Origin of the sequence: Nocardioides alcanivorans (assembly GCF_021555175.1) — a bacterium.
GTDB lineage: Bacteria > Actinomycetota > Actinomycetes > Propionibacteriales > Nocardioidaceae > Nocardioides > Nocardioides alcanivorans.
On sequence record NZ_JAKGRW010000033.1, the window covers coordinates 1 to 20197 of the forward strand.

The window sequence follows — 20197 nt, forward strand, 5'->3', positions numbered from 1 at the left end:
CCGACCAGCTCACTCGTGGAGTACGCCGCCTCCACGCCCAGGGCGCGCATCTCGCGTCCGCCGATGAGCACCTGGCCGGCCAAGGCGATGCACGGGCGGACCGCGGCGCCTGCCACGGCGGCGACACCGTAGGGCACCTTGCCCGAGCGGCTGGAGAAGTCGAAGGCGCCCTCACCGGTCACCACCAGGTCGGCCAGTCGGGCGCGTCCGGGGAGGTCGACCGCTGCGGAGACGATCTCGACCCCCGACTCGCGGTGACCCCCAGCAGCTGGAGCGCGAACCCGATGCCGCCTCCTGCTCCGGCTCCGGGAGCGGCCGCCACCTTCCGGTCGGTGAGCTCCGCGAAACGCTGGAGCCAGCCGTCGACCTGCAACTGCTGCTCGTCGGTCAGCCCTTCTGCGGACCGAAGACCTTGGTGGCGCCGACGATGCCGAGCAGCTGGGTCTCGACGTCCGTTGCGACGACGATCTCCACGTCGCCGAGCGCGGCCCGGGCAGGGGCGAGGTCGACCGAGGTCAGCCCTGCCAGACCCCGGGGGCCTGCGTCGAGCACGCCGCCCGCTGCGGTCGCCCCGAGCGCGGCCAACAGGCCCGCTCCCCGTCGTTGGTCGCCGTGCCGCCCACCCCGACCATGATGCGCCGCACGTCGAGTCGCGCCGCCATCATGAGGAGCTCGCCCAGTCCACGGGTCGTCATCGTCATCGCGTCCCTGGCCTCCGGGGAGACCAGCGCAATGCCCACGGCCTGTGCCGACTCGACCCACGCCGTACCGCCCGCGACCAGGATCGTCGCGGGCACCGGCTCGCCCGTCGGCCCGGTGACCGTCGCCGCGACCAGGTCGCCGCCGAGCTGCGCGTGGAGAACGGAGACGAAGCCGGGACCGCCGTCGGCCATCGGGCACAGGTCCACCTCGACGTCCGGCGCGTGGCGGGCCCACCCCCCAGCGATGGCCTCGGCCGCCTGGGGCGCGGTGAGGTGCCGGCGAACTTGTCGGGGGCGATGAGGAGCCGCATGGCCCCATTGTCGGGGTCACCTCCCGTGATCGGCCATGCTGGTGCCATGGCCGCGCCCGACGTCGTCCTCCGCCCCATGCGACCCGAGGACCTGCCCGAGGTCGTGACACTGCGCAACGAGGGCTTCCTCGAGCTCGACCGGCGTACCCTCCCCCGCTCGGCGCCGGAGCCGCAGCCAGCCGGCGACGACGACAACCGCAACTGGACGGAGCGCACCGGTTTCGTGCTCCACCACGACCCTCGCGGCTGCTGGGTGGCGGAGGCGGACGACCAGCTCCTGGGCTTCGCCACCTCGTCGGTACGCGAGCTCACCTGGATGCTGCACACCTTCGTCGTGCTTCCCCGCGCCCAGGGTCGCGGCATCGGCCGCGCGCTCCTGGAGGCAGCCATGGCCCACGGTGAGGGCTGCCTGCGCGGCATGCTCAGTGCCTCGCTCGACCCGGCGGCCGCCCGCCGCTACCGCCTGGCCGGTTTCAGCCTGCACCCGCAGATGATGCTCACCGGCAGCCTCGACCGCGCCCTCCTCCCCGTTGTCGAGAAGGTCCGTGAGGGAACACCCGCCGACATCGATCTCATGAACTCCATCGACCGCCAGCTCCGCGGTTCGGCACACGGTGTCGACCACGAGTGGCTCACCACCCATGCCAGGCTCGTCGTCTCCGACACCACCACCGGCTCCGGCTATGCCTACCTCCACCCCGCGGGCGGGGCCCAGCTGCTCGCGGCAACCAACCGGCGTACGGCGGCTCGACTGTTGTGGGAGTGCCTCGCCGCCACCCCACACGGGAGGTCGCTCACCCAGGCGCACGTCACGGCGGCCAACGAGTGGGCGATCGACGTGGGCGTCGCGGCGCGACTCGCGCTGGCACCTGCCGGCTACCTGGCCCTGCGTGGCATGAAACCGCCGGCTCCCTACCTCCATCACGGCGTCTTCGGGTGAGTTTGCGCGCAGGCCGGGAATCGAACCGCGCCCGCGGAGCGTTCACCCCACGTCCCGGTCCCGACGCGCGTCTCTAGGATGGTGCCCATGACCACGGTTGAACTGCCGCTTCTCCCTCTCGGCAAGGGCATCGACCTCAACGCTGAGCGCGGCGTCGAGTGCCCCGGCGACCTGCCTCCGGCCTCCGATCCCGACCTCGTGGAGCGAGCCCGCGCCGCCAAGGAGGCGCTGGGCGACCGGGTGTTCATCCTCGGGCACCACTATCAGCGCGACGAGGTCATCCAGTTCGCCGACGTCACCGGCGACTCCTTCAAGCTCGCACGTGACGCAGCGGCTCGCCCCGACGCGGAGTTCATCGTCTTCTGCGGCGTGCACTTCATGGCCGAGTCCGCCGACATCCTCACCAACGACGACCAAGCGGTCATCCTCCCCGACCTCGGGGCCGGCTGTTCGATGGCCGACATGGCTCGGCTCGGGCAGGTCGAGGACGCCTGGGACGCGCTCGCCGATGCCGGCGTCCAGGACGTCGTCGTGCCGGTCACCTACATGAACTCCTCGGCCGACATCAAGGCCTTCTGCGGTCGCAACGGCGGCGCCGTGTGCACCTCGAGCAACGCCGAGGTGGCGTTGGAGTGGGCCTACGCCCAGAAGGGTGAGGACACCAAGGTCCTCTTCTTCCCCGACCAGCACCTCGGTCGCAACACCGCGGTGCTCAAGCTCGGCTACTCGCTCGACGACTGTGTCGTGTGGAATCCGCTCAAGCCCAACGGTGGTCTCACCACCCAACAGCTCCGTGACGCCAAGATGATCCTGTGGAAGGGCCACTGCTCCGTGCACGGCCGCTTCTCCGAGGACGTCGTCGACGAGCTGCGCGCCAAGGATCCGGAGATCAACATCCTCGTGCACCCCGAGTGCAAGCACGAGGTCGTCACCAAGGCCGATCTGGTCGGCTCGACCGAGTTCATCATCTCGACCATCGAAGCGGCCGAGCCCGGGTCCAGCTGGGCGATCGGCACCGAGCTCAACCTCGTCAAGCGGCTCGCAGACGCCCACCCGGACAAGAAGATCGCCTTCCTCGACCGCACCGTCTGCTTCTGCTCGACGATGAACCGCATCGATCTCCCCACCTCGTGTGGGCGCTCGAGTCGCTGGTCGCGGGCACCGTGCCCAACGTCATCGACGTCGACGACGAGACCGAGGCGCAGGCGCTCGTCGCCCTCCAGCGCATGCTCGACCTGCCCGCCAAGACGGCCCAGGACGACTGACCACCCCACTCACAGGCGCCAAAGGCCGCGTCCCGAGGATCGGGACGCGGCCTTCGTACGTCGTGCGGGCCGAACGCCGCAACCGAGAGCGCTCAGCCCTCCCGGACTTCCTCCGCCACCACGACCGGCTCGGCGGCTGCCTTCACACCGTCGCCGGCGAACCGTTGGAGCAGGTTGGCCACGTCGACGCCGGTGGTGTTCTTGAGCAGTTCCATGGTCTCGACCATGTTGCTGGTGACCTGCTTGGGCAACTGGCTGGCGCCATCGGTGGAGACGACGGTGAGCTTGTCGATACCGGCCAGCGGGCGGGCCACCTCAGCGGCCATCTGCGGCAGCACCTCGATGAGCATCTGCAGCACGGCGGCATCGTTGTACTGCTCGAACGCCTCTGCCTTCTTGTTCATCGCCTCCGCCTCCGCCTCACCGGTGGCGAGGATGGAGGCCGCCTGGGCCTCACCCTCGGCGCGAAGGGCGTCGGCCTCGGCGATTCGGCGGGCCTTCTCGGCCTCACCGCGCTTGGCACCCTCGATGGCCTCGGCCTCGGCAAGGGCCTCGCGTCGGGACTTCTCACCGACACCCGTGAGGCGGTCACGCTCGGCCTCGGCCTCGGCCTTGGCGATCGCGGCCAGCTTGGCGGCGTCGGCGTCGAAGACCTGGGAGTTGCGGCGCCCCTCGGCTTCGGTCTCCACGCGGTAGCGCTCGGCGTCGGCGGGCTTGCGGACCTCGGTGTCGAGCTGCCGCTCCTTGAGCGCCGCCTGCCGGACAGCGACCTTCTCCTGCTCGGCGAGGATCGCCTGGTCCCGGTCCGCCTGGGCGAGTGGCCCCGCCGCGGCGGCCTGCGCGATGGCGGCGTCGGTCTCGGCCTTGATCTCGGCCTCCTTCAGCGCCAGCTGGCGCTGGGCGATCGCGATCTCCTGCTCGGCCGCGATCCGTGCCTGCTCGGCCGCCTGACGGGCCTCGGCCTCGGCGATCGACGCGACCTGGTTGAGCTTGGCGGCCTCGGGACGACCGAGGTCGGCCAGGTAGGAGCCGTCGTCGGTGATGTCCTGGATCTGGAAGGTGTCGAGCACCAGGCCCTGGCCGGTCAGCGAGGTCTCGGACTCGTCAGCGACGCGCTGCGCGAAGGCGGCGCGGTCACGGATGATCTGCTCGACCGACAAGGAGCCCACGATCGAACGCAAGGAGCCGGCAAGCGTCTCCTGGGTGAAGGTCTCGATCTCGCCCTGCTGCGTGAGGAAGCGCTGCGCGGCGGCTCGGATGGAGTCCTCGTTGCCACCGACCTTGACGATCGCGACGCCCTCGAGGTTGAGCTTGACGCCCTGCCCGGAGATGGCGCCCTTGATCTGCACGAAGAGACGACGCGACGACAGGTCGAGCACGTGCGCCTTCTGCACGAACGGGATCACGAACACACCGCCACCCATCACGACCTTCTGGCCGGAGAGGTCGGTCGAGACCTGGCCCGTCTCGGGGTTCTTGACGGCCTTGCCCTTGCGACCGGTGACGATGAACGCCTCGTTGGGGCCGGCCACCTTGTAGCGCGTGGTGACCAGGGCGCCGAGCAGTACGACGAGGATGATGCTGCCGACGACGGCTAGCAGGACCGGGGACATCTGAGCTCCAAGCTCTCGGGGGTGGTCAGGTGGATCGGTGGTGGTCAGAACCGGCGCTCGACGAACACGGAAGTGGCGGACAGCACCGCCTGGATCGTGATCGGCGTACCGGCACCGAGCGGCTCCGAGGCCCGAGCGTTGAGCTTGGTGATGTGCCCGGAGGCCACCACACTCACCTCGCCGAAGCCGTCTGCCGGGATGGAACTGATGACCGAACCCGGCATGCCGGTCAGGTCACCGGTGCGCACGTTGGCCTCGTCGCCGCCCTTCTTGAGCTGGTACGACGCGTAGCCGGCACCCGCGCCGACCACCAGTCCGGCAACGAGTCCGACGAGCACGGCGACCCACAGCGTGTCGCTGGCGTCGAGCGCGAGGGCGCCGCCGAAACCGAAGGCCCCGAGGAATCCCGCCAATGCGGCGCCGGAGAAGAGGTCGCCGCCGAAGTCGAACAACCCGTCGAGAAGATCCCCCACCACGAGGGAGATGACGAGTAGGAAGATGCCGACGGCACCGATGAGCAGGAACGTGATCACGCAGGACACCTTTCCCCAAGATGGTGTGCGTAATCGTAAGGCCTGCGATTCACAGGCCGGGCGCGCCCCAGACCGCCAGCCACCGCTGCAGGTCGGCCTCCATCGGGAGCTCCCCTTGAGCTGGTCGCGCACCCCCATCTCGGTGAGGTTGTCACGCTGCTCCGCACCCGTGGGAGCGAAGGGATAGAAGGTGCCCTGCTTGTAGAGGTAGACGAGTCCGACCTTGCTCGCGTCCGCACCCACGAACGGGACCATCGAGCACAACAACCCCGAGGCGAAGCCGTTGTCCTCCAACGTCGCGTTGACCGCATGGAGATCGGTGCAGAGCCCGGCGATGTCGAGCGGATCGCGGTGCACGACCAGCCAGGTGAACCCGAAGCGGTCCTGGGAGACCTCGACGTCAGGCGCGTCGGGGTTGTCGTTGAGCAGCGCCACGATCTCCTGCTGCACCTGGGCGAAGGCTGCGCCACCGGCGCTGCGGAAGCAGACGCTGCCGGTGCCGGTCGGCTCCAGGCCCATGGCTGTCTGCAAGGTGATCGCCGCCGAGGGGACCAGGAAGAGCGAGTCGAGCTTCGGGGCCACCTGCTCGGACCGGCCCAGGATCGAGGACCAGAAGCCCATCAGGCGGTCCGACCCAGCTCGGCCTGGATCCTGGCGAGCTGCTCGAGACGCTGCTCCAGCGACGGGTGGGTCGACGAAAGGGTCTTGAGTGAGGCACCGCTGATCGCCGGGGCGATGAAGAAGGCGTTCATGGCGGAGCTGGCCCGCAGGTCCTTCTTGGGGATGGAGCTGATCTCGCCGGAGATCTTCTGGAGCGCGGAGGCGAGCGCCTGCGGCTTCATGGTGAGGTAGGCACCGGCGCGGTCGGCGCACAACTCGCGATAACGCGAGAGGAGCCGAGTGAGCAGGAAGCTGATGGCATAGACCACGAGGCTGATGACCAGCGCGATCAGGTAGGCAGGCAGGGCGTTGTTGTTGTTGCGCCCACGGCCACCGCCGAGCAGGCTCAGTCCGCCGTACTGCGCGGACTGGGTGATCATGCCCGCGACGATGCCTGCCGAGGAGGCCACGGTCATCACCAGCACGTCGCGGTGGGCGACGTGCGAGAGCTCGTGGGCGAGAACGCCCTCGAGCTCGTCGGCGTTGAGGGTACGCAGGAGGCCGGTGGTCACGCAGACCACCGCACGGTCGGGAGAGCGACCCGTGGCGAACGCGTTGGGGAGGTCCATGTCGGCCACCCCGACGCGCGGCTTGGGCATGTCGGCGAGTGCGCAGAGACGGTCGATCATGCCGTGGAGCTCGGGCGCCTCCTGGGGCGTGACCTCCCGTGCCCGCATCGCGCGCATCGCGACCTTGTCGCTGCTCCACCACTGGTAGAAGGCGATTCCGAGACCGACGAAGCCGATGGCGATGGCCAGACCGGAGCCTCCCGCGCTGCCTGCGATCGCCATCAACGTGACGATCAGGGCGACGAAGAGTGCCCCGAGCAGGAACATGGTCAGGGTCATCCGGGCGCTGAGGCCCCGGTCATGGATGAAGCGTGTGCGTGCCACCGTCAGATCAGCCCGGAATCAATCCGTCGTCTTCGAGGAGCTCGCGCACCTCGTCGAGAGTGGCGCCCTCCGGAGGGAGCACCACGTCAGAGACGTCGAGCGCATCGACGTCATGGGTCGTCCCGATCGAGCGTACGCCGGCGAGCAGGTCGGCGAGTGCTTTGCCGAAGGCCTCCTCGTCACCGGCGCCGACTGCGGCCTCGAGTGCTGAGTCGAGTTCGTTGAGCCGGTCGATCTCGCTGTCGGCGACGTCGAACTGGCCCTCTCCGAGGATCCGGACGATCATGCCTGCTCCTCGTTCTTCGCGGGCTCGGCGTTGAGGATCCCCTCACCGGCAGACGACTCGATGGCCTGCGGGGCGCCGCCACCCTTGAGAGCCGCCAGCTCGGCCTCGACGTCGGAGGTCGAGCTCAGCGCGTCGAGCTCGCGGGCGATGTCGTCGCCCTGGCCCGGAGCGGTCACGTCATCGAGGGCGCCGGAGGCGAGCAGCTCGTCGATCGCACCGGCTCGCGCCTGCATGTTGGCGGTCTTGTCCTCGGCACGCTGGATCGCCATGCCGACGTCGCCCATCTCCTCGCCGATGCCGGAGAGCGCCTCGTTGATCTTGGTCTGCGCCTCGGCCGCGGTGTAGGTGGCCTTGATGGTCTCCTTCTTGGTGCGGAAGGACTCCACCTTGGCCTGCAGCCGCTGCTGCGCGAGGGTGAGCTTCTCCTCCTCGGCCTGGAGGTTGGCGTGCTGGGTCTTGAGATCACCGATCTGCTGGGCGAGGCCCGACTTGCGGGTCAGCGCCTCGCGGGCGAGGTCCTCACGGTTGACCTCGATCGCCTTCTGCGCCTGTCCCTGCAGCTTGGCCTGCTGCTGTTCGAGCTGGGTGACCTGCAGTTCGACACGCTTGCGGCTCGTCGCCACATCGGCGACCCCGCGGCGTACCTTGGAGAGCAGCTTCCAGCTGGCGCTGGTAGCTGTAGTCGAGGACCTCGCGGGGGTCCTCCGCGCGGTCCAGTGCCTTGTTGGCCTTGGAGCGGAAGATCAAGGTCATGCGCTTCCAGACGCTCATCCGGTGAGTCCCTTCATACGGGGTGAAGATTCGAGATGCTGCTCTGTCATTCACCCTACTAGGGGTGCGTGAGTGAAGTCTCGCAGTCGGTTTCGGCACCGTGACGGCGCCCTCCCTCGGTCGCTGAGCCGGCCCGTCCTCGTCTCCCGCTGCCACTGATCGCGCCGCGACTCCTCACCTGTCGGAGTTCTCGATAGACTGCGGGGGTTGGTCCGCACCGTCGATAGGCACCCCTTGTTCCGTCGCAAGTCTCAAGAGCCCGTGGCCGAGCCGACTCCTGCAAAGGAGAACGGCAAGGGACGCCCCACTCCCAGTCGCAAGGAAGCCGAGGCGCTGGCCAAGCTGCGCGCCAAGCCACCGCGCAGCCGCAAGGAGGCGGCCAAGCGCCAACGTGAGTTGCGCATGGAGTCCAGCCAGAAGATGCGTGAGGCCCTGAAGACGGGCGACGAGCAGTTCCTGCCGGCGCGCGACCGCGGCCCGGTCCGTCGTTTCGTGCGTGACTTCGTTGACCACCGACTCAACATCTGTGAGCTGTTGGCCCCCCTGCTGATCCTGATCCTGATCCTCAGCACCGGGCTGCTCGGCGACAACTCCACCACCATCGCCAACACGCTGTGGATGGCCACCATCTTGTTGACGGTGATCGACGTCTTCATGCTCCGCTTCCGGGTCCGCAAGGCCGTGCGCCAGCGCTTCCCCGACGCCGAGCTCAAGGGCCTGACCTGGTACGCCGTCATGCGTGCGGTCAACATGCGCTTCCTCCGCCTGCCCAAGCCGCAGATCAAGATCGGCCAGCCCTTGCCCGAGCACTACCGCTGATAGGCCTCACCGCCGCGCTCCTGTCCGCAGCCCTCTTCGGGGTCGCGGCAGTGTGGCAGGCCGACGCAGCCCGCGACTTCGGTGTCAGCGGGCTGCCGGGCTTCATCCGCTCCTCCTTGCACAGCCCGAAGATGATGGCCGTGCTGACGGCCTATCTCGCCGGTTTCGTCCTGCACGCCGTCTCGGTCGTGCTGCTGCCGCTCTACCTGGCCCAGGCATGTGTCGCCTTCTCCATGCCGGTGACCGCCGTGTGGTCGGCGCACGTCTTCCATGAGCGGCTCAGCCGGCAGCAGGTCGTGGCCGTGAGTGGCGTCTGTCTCGGCATCGTGCTCCTCGCCATCGGTGCCGGCAGCCCGGGTTCCCAGGTGGAGAGCTGGGGCCTGCCGCTCGGCCTGTCCGGACTGCTGGTGTTCTGCGGCGTCGGCGGCGTCGCCGCGCTACGCCGCCGGCGGCCGATCCTGACCGGTGCGATCGCGGGTTGTGGCTATGCCGGGTCCGCGATCGCCATGCGCGGGATCAGCGTCAGCCAGACCCCGACGGCAGCGGTGCTCATCTCGGCACTGATGCTGCCCGCCTTCGGGTTGCTGGCGTTCTGGCTCTATTCGATGGCGATGGCCCGCACCGAGGTCACCCCGGCGACCGGCGCCTTGATCGTGACCCAGACCTTCGTGCCTGCCGTGGTCGGCCTGGTCTTCCTCGGCGACGACGTCAGCGAAGGTGGTGCCTGGTTCGTGAGCGTCGGACTCGTCCTCGGCACGGTCGCTGCGATCCGCTTGGCACCGAGGAGTCACGCACGCCCCTCCGGGGCGGCCCACCTCTGACCTCGCTCGGGCCTGCGCTCAGCGCCGCCGCAACCAGGAGAGTCCGGGGAGCAGCGCCGTACCCAGCGTCGTTGCCTGGTCGACGACCCGCGCAGTGCCGGTGACCGGCGCCAGCAGGAGCTCGATGTCGACGCGGCGGTAGCCGTGCTCGGTGAGCAGCCGTTGGAGACCGTCGCAGATCTCGTCGTGCCAGGAGGAGCGCTCCGGGGTGGGGCACAGCTGCACGTGTACGTCGCCCTGGTCGTACTCGACCACGTCGCGCAGCAGGCCGAGTTCGCCGATGGTGGCGCCGTGGGCGGCCGGGGCGGGCAGTTGGGCGGCGATGCGCCAGGCCCGGGGCCGGGGCAGCTGTGCGGTGCCGGGGGTGTCAGTCATCGTCATGTTCGAGATCATCGCCATGGTCGAGGTCAGGTGGTCGGCCCTTGCGGCCACGGGTGGCGGCCGGTCGAGCCCGGACACCGTAACACTTCACGTGACCCAGATCACTCACCCGATTTCTGCTGCCCGCGACGGCCTTGCAAGGATGGCGCCATGAGCCCCACCGCCGACACCTCCGTCCGGGTTGCCTGGGCCGACGACGCCCCAGCGATCGCCGCCGTGCAACTGCGGTTGTGGCAGGAGCAGTACGCCGACCTCCTGCCTCCCGAAGTCGTCGATGCTTGGCGTGCGGAGCAGTTCGCCGAGCAGTGGCGCCGAGCGCTCGGTCGTCCCGCCGACGCCCGGCAGCGGGTGCTCGTGGCGCTCGAGCGTGCCCGGGTGACCGGCTTCGTGATCACCGCTCCCGCCGACGACCCCGACTGTGACCCGGTCGCCGACGGGCAGCTCGACGAGCTGAACGTCGACCCGGCCGAACGTGGCCGGGGACACGGCTCACGTCTCCTGCAGGCAGCCGTCGACACGATGGCCTCCGACCGCTTCACCCGTGCCGTGTGCTGGCTGAACTCCGACGACGACGCCCGGCGGGCCTTCCTCACCTCCACCGGCTGGGCGGCCGACGGCGCCCACCGCGAGCTCGATCTCGCTGGCGACGGCACGCTCCTGGTCAAGCAGGTCCGCCTCCACACCGCCCTCGCCTGATCTGGCGAGACAACACCTCCGTCAGTTCACGTTCACGGCGGTCCAGGCCGCGGCGACGGCGCCCTGCTCGGCGGAACCGGCGCCGTACAGGTCGGCAGCTGCATTGAGGGTCGCCGTACGCGCCTGGGCGTAGGTGGTGCCCGAAGTCATGTAGACGTCGAGGGCCCGGAACCAGATCTTGCCCGCCTTGTCGCGGCCGATGCCGGCGATGTTGGAGCCGTCGCAGGTCGGCGACGTGTGCGCGCGACCGCCGATGCTCTTGTGCCCGGATCCTTCGGCCAGCAGGTAGAAGAAGTGGTTGCCCACCCCGGAGGAGTAGTGCACGTCGACGTTCTTGGTGCTGCTGCTCCAGCAGGAGTGCGACGAACCGTCCTGCGCGGGGTCGTCCATGCGACGCAGTCCCTCACCCTTGGCGAGGTCGAACTGCTCACCGATGAAGTAGTCGCCCGGGTCCGCTGCGTTGGCAGCGTGGAACTCCACCAAGGTGCCGAAGATGTCGGACGTGGCCTCGTTGAGCCCGCCGGACTCACCGGAGTAGGTCAGGCCCGCGGTGTGCTCGGTGACACCGTGGGTCATCTCGTGACCGGCGACGTCGAGGGAGACCAAGGGACCGTAGTTGGTGCCGTCGCCGTCGCCGTAGGTCATCTTCTCGCCGTCCCAGAAGGCGTTGACGTAGTTGCTTCCGTAGTGCACCCGACTCTGGGTGCCGGTGCCGTCGCCGAAGATTCCGTCGCGGCCGTGCACCTGCTTGAAGTAGTTCCACGTGGTCGCAGCACCGTAGTGCGCATCGACCGCCGCGGACTCCCGGTTGCCGTTGGTGCCGTCGCCGAACGACGTGTCGTCGCTGGCGTAGGCCTTCGAGCTCGCGCACAACAGCCCGAGCAGGGTGCACAGGACGGAGTCGGTCTTGTTCTGGGCGTCCACCGTCGTGCCGTTGCCGTGCTGGGGGTCGGTCAGCACGAAGGTGCTGCCGGAGCTCGTGACGTGGATCGGGACCGTGCCACTGTAGATCCCCTGCCCCTCCCCCTCGACGGTCACGATCTGCTCCTCGGTGCGGAGCACGCCCCGGCACGCGCGTCGACGTACGTCGCCAGGCGACTCGGCGTGCCGTCCCTGCGGACCCCACCGGTGATGACCTCCCACGCCAGCCGAGGGTGGCGCCGGTGGCATCGACGACCAGGGTCGCAACCCCCTCGAGCTTCGACTTGCCGATGCCGCGCTGATTCCTGGCCGACAGGCCCAGGTTCTCGGCCTTCCCCGCGGTGACCAGCGGCGCCACGACGAGATCGATCGGGTTGCGCAACGTCTGGCTGACCCCGTCGAGGTCGCCTCCGGCGTCCTGGTGGAGCACGAGGTCACCGCCGACGACCGGCAGCCCACGGTAGGTGCGATCCATCCGGACGTGGCGGGCCCCGTCGGGGTCGACGAGCGTCCGGCGGACCTCGAACCCCTGACCGTCACTGGCCCGCGCGGCCGTTGGATGGTCCTCCAGGAGCGAGACGGCTCCCGGGCGATCGTCTCGCGGGGCGGCCGCGGCGCTGGTGGCCGATGCGGCGAGTCCGATCGAGGACGAGACGAGTGCGAGGGTCGCCAGCAAGGGCGTGGTGCGCATGGGAGCTCCTGATTTCCGAGATGGGCCCCTCCCCGCGTCAGACCTTAGGCACAGATCCGCCACGGTGACAGCAACGGCGGTTGCAGAATCTTGCAGTGCGAGAAACCGCAGCCAGCAGCCTCAGCCAGCGCGGTGCCCGTCACTCCAGGTCGAGGAACTTCTCGAGGCCGATGGTCAGCCCCGGGAAGCCGTCGATCGCCCGGAGTCCGCGCAGCACCCCGGGCCGAACGAGGCGCGGTCCATCGAGTCGTGCCGGATCGTCAACGTCTCGCCCGGGCCACCGAGCACGACCTCCTGGTGCGCGACCATGCCGCGGATCCGCAGCGCGTGCACCGGCACGCCGTCGACGACGGCGCCACGGGCGCCCTCCAGCGCCGTGGAGGTGGCATCGGGCATGTCGGCACACCCGGCATCCCGCCGGGCCGCAGCGACGAGCTCCGCCGTACGGCGAGCAGTGCCGGACGGCGCGTCCGCCTTCGTCGGGTGGTGGAGCTCGATGATCTCGACGGAGTCGTAGTGCGGGGCCGCGATGGCCGCGAACCGCATCATGAGGATGGCGCCGATGGAGAAGTTGGGGGCGATCAGCACGCCGGACCTCGGCGAGTCGCCCAACCACGTGCGGAGCTGGTCCAGCCGGTCGTCGTCGAACCCGGTGGTGCCGACCACGGCGTTGATGCCGTTGCGGATGCAGAACTCGAGGTTGTCCATCACCACGTCGGGGTGGGTGAAGTCGACGACGGCCCTGGCCCCTGCGGTCACGAGCTGCTCGATGTCGTCGCCGGCATCGAGTGCAGCGACCAGTCGCATGTCGTCGGCGGCCTCGACAGCCACGCAGATCTCGGAGCCGACCTTGCCCTTTGCGCCCAGCACTCCGACCGGGAAACCAGTGTCCGTCACGGTCACCAACCCTAGCGTTCCACGCGCCACGACCGGACCGGTGCCTGACGATTGCCCCGCTTGGTGGCAGTCTTGACCCCATGGCGCTTCAAACGATCCCGGCTCGCATCCGCTGGGCGGTGGAGATTCTCGACGTGCAGCCCGCCGATCAGATCCTCGAGGTCGGGTGCGGTCAGGGACATGCGGCCGAGTTGATCTGCAGCAAACTGGTCACCGGGCGGCTGCTCGCCATCGACCGTGCGGAGTCCGGTGTCGACCGCACGAAGCGCCGTTGCGCTCGCTTCCTGGAGACCGGGAGGCTCGTGGTGCGTCACATCGACCTCGCCACGTTGCGGGTGCCGGTTAAGCGTCTCGACAAGGTGTTCGCGTTCAACGTCAACCTCTTCTGGGTGCGCGAGTGCCAAGACGAGCTCGCGTTGCTGCACGAGCGCCTCTCGGCCGGCGGCACCATCCACCTGTTCTTCGACGCCGTCCGACCGGAGTCGGTGCCCACGATGGCGGAGAAGGCGTCGGACGCCCTGCTGCGCGCGGGTTTCAGCGTGTCGGTGGTCAACAGTCAGAACCCGCCCGTGATCGGGCTGATCGGCAAGAAGTGATCCTGCCGGACCACGGGTTCGCGCTGACCTGACTGAAGGTTCGCGCCTTACGGGGTCTCGGGGCCGACGACGGCGAGGATCTGCGGCTGCGCGAAGAGCTGCTTCGCCAGGTCGTGCACCTGCTCGAGGGTGACCTCGTCGATGCGGGCGAGCACCTCGTCGATGCCGAGCATCTCGTCGTGGACGAGCTCCGCCTTGCCCAACCGACTCATCCGCGAACCGGAGTCCTCCAGACCGAGCACGAGGCCGCCGCGCAGCGATCCCTTGCCACGGGCCAGCTCGTCGGCAGTGATGCCGTCCCGCGCCACCTTGGTCAGCTCCTCGCGGATGACGCGCAGCACCTCGTCGTACTTGCCGGGCAGGCAGCCCACCGAGACACCGACCGTGCCGGCGTCGGCGTAGCTGCTGCCGAAGGTGAAGACCGAATAGGCCAGGCCGCGGGCCTCACGCACCTCCTGGAAGAGGCGCGATGACGTGCCGCCGCCCAGTGCGGTGGAGAGTACGCCGAGGGCCCATCGCCGGTCGTCGGTGCGGGTCATCCCCTGGACGCCCAACACCAGGTTGACCTGCTCCAGGGGCCTCGTGGTTCGCGCCTCGCCGGCCCGCGCCGGCCGGGCCCTGGTCGTGATGCGCGGCGACACCGGCGACTCGTCGCCGGCCAGGAAGCCGTTGCGCGAGAAGGCAGTGCGCACATCGTTCACCACCGAGTCGTGGTCGACGTTGCCGGCCACCGCGACCACCATGTTGGCGGCCCGGTAGTGCCGGCGGTAGAAACGGGTGATCTGTGCCCGGGTGAGCGACTCGATGGAGTCCTCGGTGCCCGCGATGGGCCGTCCGAGCGGAGTGTCGCCGTACGCCTGCCAGGCGAAGAGGTTGTGCACCACGTCGTCGGGGTCGTCGTCGTGCATCGCGATCTCGTCGAGGATCACGTCGCGTTCTGCCTCGACGTCAGCCGCGGTGATCAGCGAGTTGGTGATCATGTCGCCCAGCACGTCGACCGTCATCGGCAGGTCGTGGTCGAGGACCCGGGCGTGGAAGCAGGTGTACTCCTTCGCCGTGAAGGCGTTGAACTCACCGCCCACGGTGTCGAGTGCCACCGAGATGTCCATCGCGGAACGCTCCCGGGTGCCCTTGAAGAGCAGGTGCTCGAGGAAGTGCGAGCAGCCGTGCAACGACGGGGTCTCGTGGCGCGAGCCCACGCCCACCCAGACCCCGATGCTGGCCGACCGTACGCCGGCCATCTGCTCGGTGACCACTCGCAACCCACCGGGGAGCACGGTGCGCCTGATGGTCGAGACCACCCGCCCCGCGTCATCGGTCTCGGTGCGCAAGGTGCGGGTGCTGCCGACCGGCTGCTGAACGGCCGACCGGCCAGCAGAGATCTGCTGACCGGTCGTCCGGATGCGTGGAGCTGTGCCCATTCTCAGTCGTCCGAGTTGCCCTCGGCCTCGGCGGGAGCCTCGTCGGACTCCTCGACGACGGGGACCAGGGAGAGCTTGCCGCGGTCGTCGATCTCGGCGATCTGCACCTGGATCTTCTGGCCGACGGACACGACGTCCTCGACGTTGTCGATCCGCTTGCCGCCCGTGAGGGCCTTCAGCTTGGTGATGTGCAGCAGGCCGTCCTTGCCCGGGAGCAGCGACACGAAGGCACCGAAGTTGGTGGTCTTCACCACGGTGCCGAGGTAGCGCTCGCCCACCTCGGGCATGGTCGGGTTGGCGATCGCGTTGACCGCCGAGCGAGCGGCCTCGGCCGCCTCACCGTTGGTGGCACCGATGTAGACGGTGCCGTCGTCCTCGATCGACAGGGTCGCGCCGGTGTCGTCCTGGATCTGGTTGATCACCTTGCCCTTGGGCCCGATGACCTCGCCGATCTTGTCGACCGGGACCTTCACGGTGATGATGCGCGGGGCGTGGACCGACATCTCCTCGGGGGCATCGATGGCCTCGGCCATGACCTCGAGGATCGCCAGGCGCGCGTCGCGGGCCTGGGTCAGTGCGGCACCGAGCACCTCGGCGGGGATGCCGTCGAGCTTGGTGTCGAGCTGGAGAGCGGTGACGAACTCCTTGGTGCCTGCGACCTTGAAGTCCATGTCGCCGAAGGCGTCTTCTGCACCGAGGATGTCGGTGAGGGCGACGTAGCGGGTCTCACCGTCGATCTCGTCGGAGATGAGGCCCATGGCGATGCCGGCGACCGCTGCCTTCAGCGGCACGCCTGCCTGCAACAAGGAGAGGGTCGAGGCGCAGACCGAGCCCATCGAGGTGGAGCCGTTGGAGCCCATGGCCTCGGAGAGCTGGCGGATCGCGTAGGGGAACTCCTCGCGGCTCGGCAGCACCGGCAGCAGGGCGCGGCGCGCCAGCGCACCGTGGCCGACCTCGCGACGCTTCGGAGAGCCGACCCGGCCGGTCTCACCGGTGGAGAACGGCGGGAAGACGTACTTGTGCATGTAGCGGCGGTGCTTCTCCGGGGAGAGCGTGTCGAGCTGCTGCTCCATCTTGAGCATGTCGAGGGTGGTGACGCCCAGGATCTGGGTCTCACCACGCTCGAACAGCGCGGAACCGTGGACGCGCGGGATGATGTCGACCTCGGCGTGCAGCGGCCGGATGTCGGCCAGGCCGCGACCGTCGATGCGGACCTTGTCGCGCAGCACGCGCTCGCGGACGAGCTGCTTGTTGAGCGAGCGGAAGGCAGCGCCGATCTCCTTCTCGCGACCCTCGAAGTCGGCACCGATCTTCTCGACCAGCGACGCCTTGATGTCGTCGAGCTTCTCCTCGCGCTCCTGCTTGCCCGCGATGGTGAGTGCCTCGGCGGTCTCGGCGCGCACGGCGGCCTCGACGGCGGCGTACACGTCGTCCTGGTAGTCCAGGAAGATCGGGAACTCCTGGACCGGCTTGGCGGCGGCCTTGGCGAGCTCGGCCTGGGCCTCGCACAGCTGCTTGATGAAGGGCTTGGCAGCGTCGAGGCCACCGGCCACGACACCCTCGCTCGGCGCCTCGACGCCGGACTGGACGAGCTCCCAGGCGTGCTCGGGGGCTTCGGCCTCGACCATCATGATGGCCACTTCACCGGAGTCGGTGACACGACCGGCGACGACCATGTCGAAGACGGCCTCTTCCAGCTGGGTGTGGGTCGGGAAGGCAACCCACTGGCCGTTGATCAGCGCGACGCGCACGCCGCCGACCGGGCCGGAGAACGGCAGGCCGGAGAGCTGGGTGGAGAGCGACGCGGCGTTGATCGCGAGCACGTCGTAGGGGGTGTCGGGGTTGAGCGCCATCACGGTGATGACGACCTGGACCTCGTTGCGCAGACCCTTCTTGAAGGTCGGACGCAGCGGGCGGTCGATGAGACGGCAGGTGAGGATTGCGTCCTCGCCCGGGCGGCCTTCACTGCGGAAGAACGAGCCGGGGATCTTGCCTGCGGCGTACATCCGCTCTTCCACGTCGATCGTCAGCGGGAAGAAGTCGAAGTGGTCCTTGGGCTGCTTGCCGGCGGTGGTCGCCGAGAGCAGCATGGTGTCGTCGTCGAGGTAGGCCGTCACGGAGCCGGCAGCCTGCCGGGCGAGGAGGCCGGTCTCGAACTTGACCGTGCGGGTGCCGAAGGCCCCGTTGTCGATCACGGTCTCGACCGCGGAAATGGTGGGTTCTGCCACGTTGGTCATGAAGAGACGTGTGCTTTCTGTTCGCGGAGCGAACCGCCCACCGCCGGATGCCGGCGGGGAGCTGCGAGTGAAGTTCCCGCGGCTGGGGCCGGTCTTCGATCGAGGCCCGCAGCTCCGGCGGATGCCGGTCTGAAGGCCACTACCGAGGACCGAGCCTGACGTGGTGCGGGTCGCTCCTGTTGATGAGTTCTTCTGTTCAGTTGTGCTGCACCGAGCCTAGTCGATGCGGGTGCGGAAGCGGACCTTTCGGCGTTGGTGACGCCTGGCGCCCGCTCCCGGATGCGCGAGAAGCGGCCACCGAAATTCGGTGACCGCTTCCCACATCACGCGAAGTGGATCAACGACGGAGGCCGAGGCGCTCCACGATCGAGCGGTAGCGCTCGATCTCGGTCTTCTGCAGGTAGTTGAGCAGACGACGGCGCTGACCGACGAGGAGCAGCAGACCACGACGGCTGTGGTGGTCGTGCTTGTGCTCCTTCAGGTGCTCGGTGAGGTGCGAGATACGGTGGCTCAGCAGCGCGATCTGCACCTCGGGGGAGCCGGTGTCGCCTTCGGACTTGCCGTACTCAGCGATGATCTTCTTCTTGGTCTCCGCGTCGGTTCCGATGGACATCGGGCGACTCCTCTCCTGTGGTTCGTTGCGCGGCGCACCGGGCGGATTGCCCGGGCTCTCTCTGTCCGCGGCCGTTCTGACGGCATGCCCGTCTCCGGACAACCTGGCAAGGCTAGCAGCGCGCCCGGGCCGGCTCCCAATCGAGCGGTAGTCCCTGACGAACTTGTCGTGGATCCGCCCTGGCAGGAGCAAGTTTGTCAGGGACTATCGGTCAAGCCCGGCCAGCCGACACCAGCGGGGCGGGCGTGACGACGTCACCCTCGGGCGCGGCGAGGTCTCGCTCTCCCCAGGCGCGGTCGCCGAGCAGGATCATCAGCGCGGGCAGGGCCACCAACCGGACGATGGTGGCGTCGACGAGGATTGCGGCCGCCAGGCCGACGCCCATCATCTTCATCTCCATCATCGAGAGCACCGCGAAGATCGAGAAGACCGCGACCATGACCGCCGCCGCGCTGGTCACCACGCCGGCGGTGTCGGCGATCCCCCGACGTACGGCCAACCGGCTGGGGAGCCCGGAGCGGACGTACTCCTGCACCCGGCTGAGCACGAAGACGTGGTAGTCCATCGAGAGCCCGACCAGCACCACCATCACGAACAGCGGCAGCCACTCGATCAGGTAGCCCGGCGTGTGGAAGTTGAGCAGGTCACTCCCCCAGCCGTGCTGGAAGACCAGCGTCATCACACCGAACGCAACACCCACGGAGAGCAGGTTGAGCACGCACGACAGCAGCGCGATCATCGGACTGCGGAAGGTGAAGCCCATGATCAGCAGGGTGAGCAACAGGATGAACCCGATCACCAGCGGCATCCGCTCGGTCAACTGGTCGACCCAGTCGTAGTTCTCCCCCGCGTCACCACCGACCGCGAACTCGTCCGTGACCCCACTGAGGTGCTCGGGCACGAGGGTGTCGCGCAACGCCTCCACCGCCTCGGCCGCTTCGTCGGAGTCCTCCGGGTGGTCGATGCCCAGCACGAGTACGGCGGTCCGCCCGTCCTCGGCGACCCGCACCGACTCGCCCGGCACCGACTCGAAGCCGCGACCGCTGGCCACGGCAGTCTCCTCGACCTCCGCCAGTCCCTGCTGGAGGGCAGCGGTGTCGGATCCCCGTGCCACGACGTCGACGGTCAGCATCTGTCCGGGGAACTTCTCCCCGAGCTCGTGGTAGGTCTGGACCTCGGCGATGCCCTTGGGCAGGGTCTCGACCCCGCTGGAGTTCACCTTCATCCCCAACGCCGGGGCGGCGAGGGCTGCCAGGAAGGCGAGCGACAGCACCGCAGCGACGACCGGGTGTCGCACGACCGGACCGAGCACGCGACGGCTGATGCCACCGGCGCCGATGCGACGGTTGAGGCGCCACAGCAGCGGGACACGTGGCCGATCCACCTTGTTGCCCAGGAGCACCAGGACGGCAGGCAGCACCGTGATCGAGCCGAAGACGGCAACCGCCACCACGAGGATCGATCCGGTCGCGAGCGAGTTGAAGGTGGCGTCACCGACGACGTACAGCCCGGCCATGGAGGCGACCACCGCGCCACCCGAGACGAGGATCGAGTGCCCCGAGGTCGACGCCGCGATCTCGACGGCGTCCGCGACCCCGTGACCGGCGGCGCGCTCCTCTCGCTGGCGCTTGAGGAAGAAGAGGGAGTAGTCGACGCCGACGGCCATGCCGATCAGCACGATCATGCTGGTGACCGTCGCCTCGGCGGGGATCAGGTGCGAGACCGGTGCGGCGATGCCGAGGGCGGCGACGACACTGCCGATCGCCAACAGCACCGGGATGCCCGCTGCGATCAGGGCACCGAACGCCACCAGCATGAGCAGCAGTGTCACCGGGATGCTGGTCAGCTCGGCGGAGTGCAGGTCCTCCTGCACCTGGTCCATGACGCCGTCGTCGATGCTGACACCACCGGCCTGGCTGATGCCGAGGTCCGGATGCTCCGCTGCGACGTCCGCGGTGACGTCCTTCAACGGAGCCACCTCCACGTCGTCGGCGATCAGCTCGACATCGACGATCAGCGCCGTACCGTCCGGGTTCCAGGCGGGCTCCGCGACGGCGGCGACGTCGTCGAGGCCGGCCATCCGCTCCCCCACCTCAGCGGCTGCCTCCTCCATCTCCGCAGTGTCGTCGGC

16 protein-coding genes and 4 pseudogenes are annotated in these 20197 nt (G+C 68.9%); 6 read left to right on the forward strand and 14 right to left on the reverse strand.

Going from position 1 to position 20197, the window contains the following annotated elements; translation table 11 throughout:
• A pseudogene (locus L1066_RS28805) lies at positions 1-947 on the reverse strand (glycerate kinase family protein); the annotation flags it as partial.
• Positions 948-1058: 111 nt separating this feature from the next.
• On the opposite strand from L1066_RS28805, the gene L1066_RS16395 reads away from it, so the two are divergent.
• Complete coding sequence (locus L1066_RS16395; protein WP_235737341.1) at positions 1059-1952, forward strand: GNAT family N-acetyltransferase; 894 nt, start codon at positions 1059-1061, stop codon at positions 1950-1952.
• A gap of 87 nt (positions 1953-2039) precedes the next feature.
• Positions 2040-3422: a quinolinate synthase NadA gene (gene nadA, locus L1066_RS16400; RefSeq protein WP_235737342.1), complete on the forward strand. Its 1383-nt coding sequence runs from the start codon at positions 2040-2042 to the stop codon at positions 3420-3422.
• Here the strand turns inward: nadA and L1066_RS16405 are convergent.
• The 5 genes and pseudogenes from L1066_RS16405 to L1066_RS16425 form a co-directional block, all read right to left on the reverse strand.
• Positions 3310-4830: a flotillin family protein gene (locus tag L1066_RS16405; protein ID WP_235737343.1), complete on the reverse strand. Its 1521-nt coding sequence runs from the start codon at positions 4828-4830 to the stop codon at positions 3310-3312. The genes nadA and L1066_RS16405 overlap by 113 nt on opposite strands.
• Positions 4831-4874: 44 nt before the next feature.
• On the reverse strand, positions 4875-5984 hold the full coding sequence (gene pspAB / locus L1066_RS16410) for a PspA-associated protein PspAB (RefSeq protein ID WP_235737344.1): 1110 nt from the start codon (positions 5982-5984) through the stop codon (positions 4875-4877).
• Positions 5984-6916 (reverse strand): zinc metalloprotease HtpX, encoded by a 933-nt coding sequence (gene htpX, locus L1066_RS16415; protein WP_235737345.1) that lies wholly within the window; start codon positions 6914-6916, stop codon positions 5984-5986. The genes pspAB and htpX overlap by 1 nt, the downstream gene beginning before the upstream one ends.
• A gap of 7 nt (positions 6917-6923) precedes the next feature.
• Positions 6924-7202 carry a PspA-associated protein PspAA gene (pspAA, locus tag L1066_RS16420; RefSeq protein WP_235737346.1) on the reverse strand — a complete coding sequence of 93 codons (279 nt, stop codon included), beginning with the start codon at positions 7200-7202 and terminating at the stop codon, positions 6924-6926.
• Positions 7199-7973: pseudogene (locus L1066_RS16425) on the reverse strand (PspA/IM30 family protein). Before L1066_RS16425 ends, pspAA begins: the two are co-directional and overlap by 4 nt.
• 261 nt (positions 7974-8234) lie before the next feature.
• Here L1066_RS16425 and L1066_RS16430 point away from each other — a divergent pair.
• On the forward strand, positions 8235-8792 hold the full coding sequence (locus tag L1066_RS16430) for a DUF3043 domain-containing protein (protein WP_235737347.1): 558 nt from the start codon (positions 8235-8237) through the stop codon (positions 8790-8792).
• A gap of 50 nt (positions 8793-8842) precedes the next feature.
• The gene (locus L1066_RS16435; protein ID WP_235737348.1) at positions 8843-9613 is read left to right on the forward strand and encodes a DMT family transporter; all 771 of its coding nucleotides are present in this window, start codon (positions 8843-8845) and stop codon (positions 9611-9613) included.
• Positions 9614-9631: 18 nt separating this feature from the next.
• Here the strand turns inward: L1066_RS16435 and L1066_RS16440 are convergent, their stop codons facing one another.
• Positions 9632-9994 (reverse strand): hypothetical protein, encoded by a 363-nt coding sequence (locus tag L1066_RS16440; RefSeq protein WP_235737349.1) that lies wholly within the window; start codon positions 9992-9994, stop codon positions 9632-9634.
• A 150-nt stretch (positions 9995-10144) separates the two neighbouring features.
• Here L1066_RS16440 and L1066_RS16445 point away from each other — a divergent pair, with 150 nt between their 5' ends.
• Entirely contained in the window at positions 10145-10690 is a 546-nt protein-coding gene (locus tag L1066_RS16445; protein WP_235737350.1) for a GNAT family N-acetyltransferase, read from the forward strand.
• A gap of 21 nt (positions 10691-10711) precedes the next feature.
• On the opposite strand, the gene L1066_RS16450 is transcribed toward L1066_RS16445, so the two are convergent.
• The 3 genes and pseudogenes from L1066_RS16450 to dapB all read right to left on the reverse strand — a co-directional run bounded on the left by L1066_RS16450 (position 10712) and on the right by dapB (position 13199).
• Positions 10712-11833 carry a M4 family metallopeptidase gene (locus tag L1066_RS16450; protein ID WP_235737351.1) on the reverse strand — a complete coding sequence of 374 codons (1122 nt, stop codon included), beginning with the start codon at positions 11831-11833 and terminating at the stop codon, positions 10712-10714.
• A gap of 223 nt (positions 11834-12056) precedes the next feature.
• A pseudogene (locus tag L1066_RS27910) lies at positions 12057-12302 on the reverse strand (M4 family metallopeptidase); the annotation flags it as partial.
• 139 nt (positions 12303-12441) lie between these two features.
• Positions 12442-13199, reverse strand: a pseudogene (gene dapB, locus L1066_RS16460) (4-hydroxy-tetrahydrodipicolinate reductase).
• Between the two features lie 80 nt (positions 13200-13279).
• Between dapB and L1066_RS16465 the strand changes: the two are divergent.
• Complete coding sequence (locus L1066_RS16465) at positions 13280-13795, forward strand: class I SAM-dependent methyltransferase (protein WP_235737352.1); 516 nt, start codon at positions 13280-13282, stop codon at positions 13793-13795.
• Positions 13796-13842: 47 nt separating this feature from the next.
• On the opposite strand, the gene L1066_RS16470 is transcribed toward L1066_RS16465, so the two are convergent.
• The 4 genes from L1066_RS16470 to L1066_RS16485 form a co-directional block, all read right to left on the reverse strand.
• On the reverse strand, positions 13843-15216 hold the full coding sequence (locus tag L1066_RS16470) for a M16 family metallopeptidase (RefSeq protein ID WP_235737353.1): 1374 nt from the start codon (positions 15214-15216) through the stop codon (positions 13843-13845).
• A gap of 2 nt (positions 15217-15218) precedes the next feature.
• Positions 15219-17453, reverse strand: a complete 2235-nt coding sequence (locus L1066_RS16475) for a polyribonucleotide nucleotidyltransferase (protein WP_235737354.1) — start codon at positions 17451-17453, stop codon at positions 15219-15221.
• A 337-nt stretch (positions 17454-17790) separates the two neighbouring features.
• The gene (rpsO, locus tag L1066_RS16480) at positions 17791-18066 is read right to left on the reverse strand and encodes a 30S ribosomal protein S15 (protein ID WP_249224960.1); all 276 of its coding nucleotides are present in this window, start codon (positions 18064-18066) and stop codon (positions 17791-17793) included.
• Between the two features lie 211 nt (positions 18067-18277).
• A partial coding sequence (locus L1066_RS16485) for an MMPL family transporter (RefSeq protein ID WP_235737355.1) occupies positions 18278-20197 on the reverse strand: 1920 nt, incomplete at its 5' end.